At 39.6% G+C, this 3,216-nt stretch carries 5 protein-coding genes; 2 read left to right on the top strand and 3 right to left on the bottom strand.

The annotated features are described in order from the left end of the window. Both CBR30_09830 and CBR30_09825 read right to left on the bottom strand, forming a co-directional pair. Positions 1-373, bottom strand: a 373-nt coding sequence (locus CBR30_09830; protein PMQ00700.1) for a hypothetical protein, incomplete at its 3' end; no start/stop codon positions are given. Further along, on the bottom strand, positions 366-599 hold the full coding sequence (locus CBR30_09825) for a hypothetical protein (protein ID PMQ00699.1): 234 nt from the start codon (positions 597-599) through the stop codon (positions 366-368). The genes CBR30_09830 and CBR30_09825, both read right to left, overlap by 8 nt. A gap of 381 nt (positions 600-980) precedes the next feature. Here CBR30_09825 and CBR30_09820 point away from each other — a divergent pair, with 381 nt between their 5' ends. Both CBR30_09820 and CBR30_09815 read left to right on the top strand, forming a co-directional pair. Continuing rightward, entirely contained in the window at positions 981-1,520 is a 540-nt protein-coding gene (locus CBR30_09820) for a hypothetical protein (protein ID PMQ00698.1), read from the top strand. Continuing rightward, entirely contained in the window at positions 1,501-2,190 is a 690-nt protein-coding gene (locus tag CBR30_09815) for a hypothetical protein (protein ID PMQ00697.1), read from the top strand. Before CBR30_09820 ends, CBR30_09815 begins: the two co-directional genes overlap by 20 nt. A 51-nt stretch (positions 2,191-2,241) precedes the next feature. Here CBR30_09815 and CBR30_09810 read toward each other — a convergent pair. After that, positions 2,242-3,216 (bottom strand): hypothetical protein (locus CBR30_09810; protein ID PMQ00696.1); only part of this gene is annotated, 975 nt, incomplete at its 5' end.

The raw sequence follows: 3,216 nt of genomic DNA, 5'->3' as shown, positions 1-3,216 counted from the left end.
CCCTAAGCCCGAGAACCCGCTTATGCTCAACATACTCCCGAGCCGAATACTTAGACTCGTGGAATCTTCTACGGGTTTCACGGGTTTGAGTTTTACGGGCGTAAGAAATCAAGTCAACCGTTTTCTCGGTCGCTTTAACCCATACTAAGCCGTCGACCCGCTTCAACTCAACATATCCTTCTTTAGAGAGAGAGACAAAGAAGCGGGAAAGCCTCATATATGCTCTATGGTATTCCTTATGACTAGGATTCTTAACATGAAGGAGATTCTCAAGGTAGAAGCGGGTTAAGACTGGCAAATTCACACCTAATCCAAAATCATGATCCAGAACATACTTCAAGACCTTCAACAGGTTATCGAGATCCTTATACACTCCTAGATTGAGTCTTCTTCGCATACTCCCTCTCCCTTACCACTTCAAAAAACTTCTTCATCTCAGGAGCATAGAGAGAGGTAATAGCATAACCGAAATAGTGCCTGAGAGCTAAACGAACAACCTGAGCCTTCTTCATGCCAAATATCTCGGTCAACTCGTTAAGCAACTCATACTCATCAGGATCTAACTCGACCGTGAACCGCTTCATATTTCTCCTAACCATAATTTCACGCCTCCAATATAAAATATGTCAACAAACCTTATAAAGCAATACAATAACCTCCAATTGAAGATTGTGCAATTGATTCACAAACTCAATATCAATTAAATGAATAAGATGAACTGATTAAATTAATTGAATCACACAAATTAATAAATATAAGGGGAGCAATTAATTAAATTAAATGAATTAAATGAGTTGAAACAAGGGTGAACTCTATGGGTAAATATGTCTATAAGCATATACCCGTAAGAGTCGATACATGGAAAAAGCTGAAGATATTGGAAATAGAGCTAAGCGATGAACTAAACCCGCCTATAAGACTCTCAGACATCATAGACTACCTAATTCAATACTACTACAAGACCAAGAAGGGAGTAAGCAATGAGTGAAACCTCTTATCTCGAAACCTATCGTGAAAGAATACGCTATGAAGAACTACTACTCTATTGGTTAGACCGCATTAACCAAGCCCTTCAATTCAATGAAACCGATAATATAAACACATATACAATGGGAGTGGAGAGAGCCGTTAGATCCGTTAGAGCCTTCTACTCCCTACTACCTAGAACACTCAGAGAGGAAATAGATAGACAACTCGGTAAACCCGTTTACGAATACCTCAACATACTTCAACACCCTACTATAAACCCAACAAGTGGAAAATTCTATCTATATGGTATATACCCTAGAGATCTAGCAAATGACTTCGAGAAAGACCTAAAGAAATGTAGAAACGAGGCGGCAGATAGAATAGACCTCTATCATTGTGCTATGGAAATCTTTAGAAAGTATTCTATGATAATCTTGAAACGCCTTGAGGAAACCCTAAACACTATGATCGATGTATTACACGATCACGGTCTCCTATTCAGAGAGGAGTTCCAATATGAGGGAATAGAGAGTGAAAGCAATACACAATAAGACCACGCTATCCATTTTCATTGAAAACGCATATAGAAACTACGGCTTCGTAAGTGCATTCATATATGGATACCAAGGGAGTGGTAAAACTACCTATGCTCTAAAGACGCTATATTACCTATATGGAGACTGGGATACAGCCCTCAATCATCTTTACTTCGACATCGATAAAGCACTAGAAACCATGAGAAAAGCCTTCTCCAATAATGAGAGAATAAAAGCAATCGTAATAGATGACGCAGGATATTCCCTTATCAAATACGACTGGAGAAAAGAACACTCCCAATGGTTTAGTCGATTCTTCAACTTGGCGAGAACCGTTGTTTCAGGTATAATATTCACTAGCATTGAGACCTCAGACATCATAGCATTCGTTAGGGAGAAAATCATGTATCCAGTAAATGTTAGAGCAATCGATAACCTAAGGAGTGAAGCCCGAGGATACAGAATATACTTCACTCCATTAATGGAGAAATACGCTAAGAAGGTATTCAGAGACATATACATTAGGAGACTACCTCAAGAAGTATTCGAGAAATACGAGAAAATGAGGAAAGAAGCAATCTCCAAACTATTCGACATAGAACCAAAGAAGAAACCAGAATCGAAGCCCGAATTAGATGAAGATAAGCTATTAGAGAACATGAAGAAACAACTAGGTTTACCTTAGAGCCATAAGGTAAACCCGAGAGAATAAGCCCCCTCAATCCAAGTTTACCTTTTATAGCATAAGGTAATCCCCTATCTCCACTAAATCAGGAGGAGATAGGGAATCCCTAACATACTCCATAAGCCAATCAGGTAAATACTCAATGCTATAAGAACCAATGAAGACCCAGCCATACTCATGAGAACCAGTCTTAGGAGTAGTATAGAGAGCATAGGAATAAGTGAAGAACCGAGAATCCAGAGCAAAGTAGAGAGCAATCTTATAATCATCGACCCGAGCCTCAGTCGAGTTTACGCCAATATCGTAATTGAACATTTTCTCGATATACTTCTTAAGATAATCCTTAACGCCATGATTATGGAGTTTAGTAGGCTTATGCCTCGGGTTAGACCACTCCCAATTACCATTACGGTTTACAATCTTATACTCATAATGAATCTCCCCAAAGCCGATTTTCTTAAGGTATTCAGTTAACTCATAATGGTCTCCAATCGAGTCGATACCAAAGAGAACAACATGATAATGAGGATTCCCAGAATCCTGAAATTCCAAAACCCTAATATATGGAGGTCTAAAGCCGAGTTTCTTACGCAGCCTAGACATGAACCTATTCCATGCTTTAGAACCTATAGCTATACCCTCTCTAATCGACTTATAGGTCTTAGGATCAAGAGTCAGAGTAAGGAATACTCCAGTCTTATACTTACTTGAAGCACTCTCGAAAACACGGTCGAACTTATTCCTTACTTTCCTAAGATACCGCCGTTGAAACCTATGAGAATACCGCTTAACTAGAAACTCCCCCGTGAACTCATTACGGAAAACCAGAATACGCTTATCAACATCATCAATATAATCCTCAAAGAACCCAAAGAGCAACTCCCAATCCCTAAGCCCGAGAACCCGCTTATGCTCAACATACTCCCGAGCCGAATACTTAGACTCGTGGAATCTTCTACGGGTTTCACGGGTTTGAGTTTTACGGGCGTAAGAAATCAAGTCAACCGTTTTCTCGGTCGCTTTAAC

The sequence above is a fragment of the Dictyoglomus sp. NZ13-RE01 genome (genome assembly GCA_002878375.1).
Classification (GTDB): Bacteria; Dictyoglomota; Dictyoglomia; order Dictyoglomales; family Dictyoglomaceae; genus NZ13-RE01.
Note: the sequence above shows the minus strand (reverse complement) of the source record. Positions and strands in the feature narration are given on the sequence as shown.

Excerpts from the sequence above, each read along its gene's own strand:
- CBR30_09825 (PMQ00699.1), bottom strand. The coding sequence starts at position 599 with ATGGTTAGGAGAAATATGAAGCGGTTCACGGTCGAGTTAGATCCTGAT.
- CBR30_09820 (PMQ00698.1), top strand. The coding sequence starts at position 981 with ATGAGTGAAACCTCTTATCTCGAAACCTATCGTGAAAGAATACGCTAT.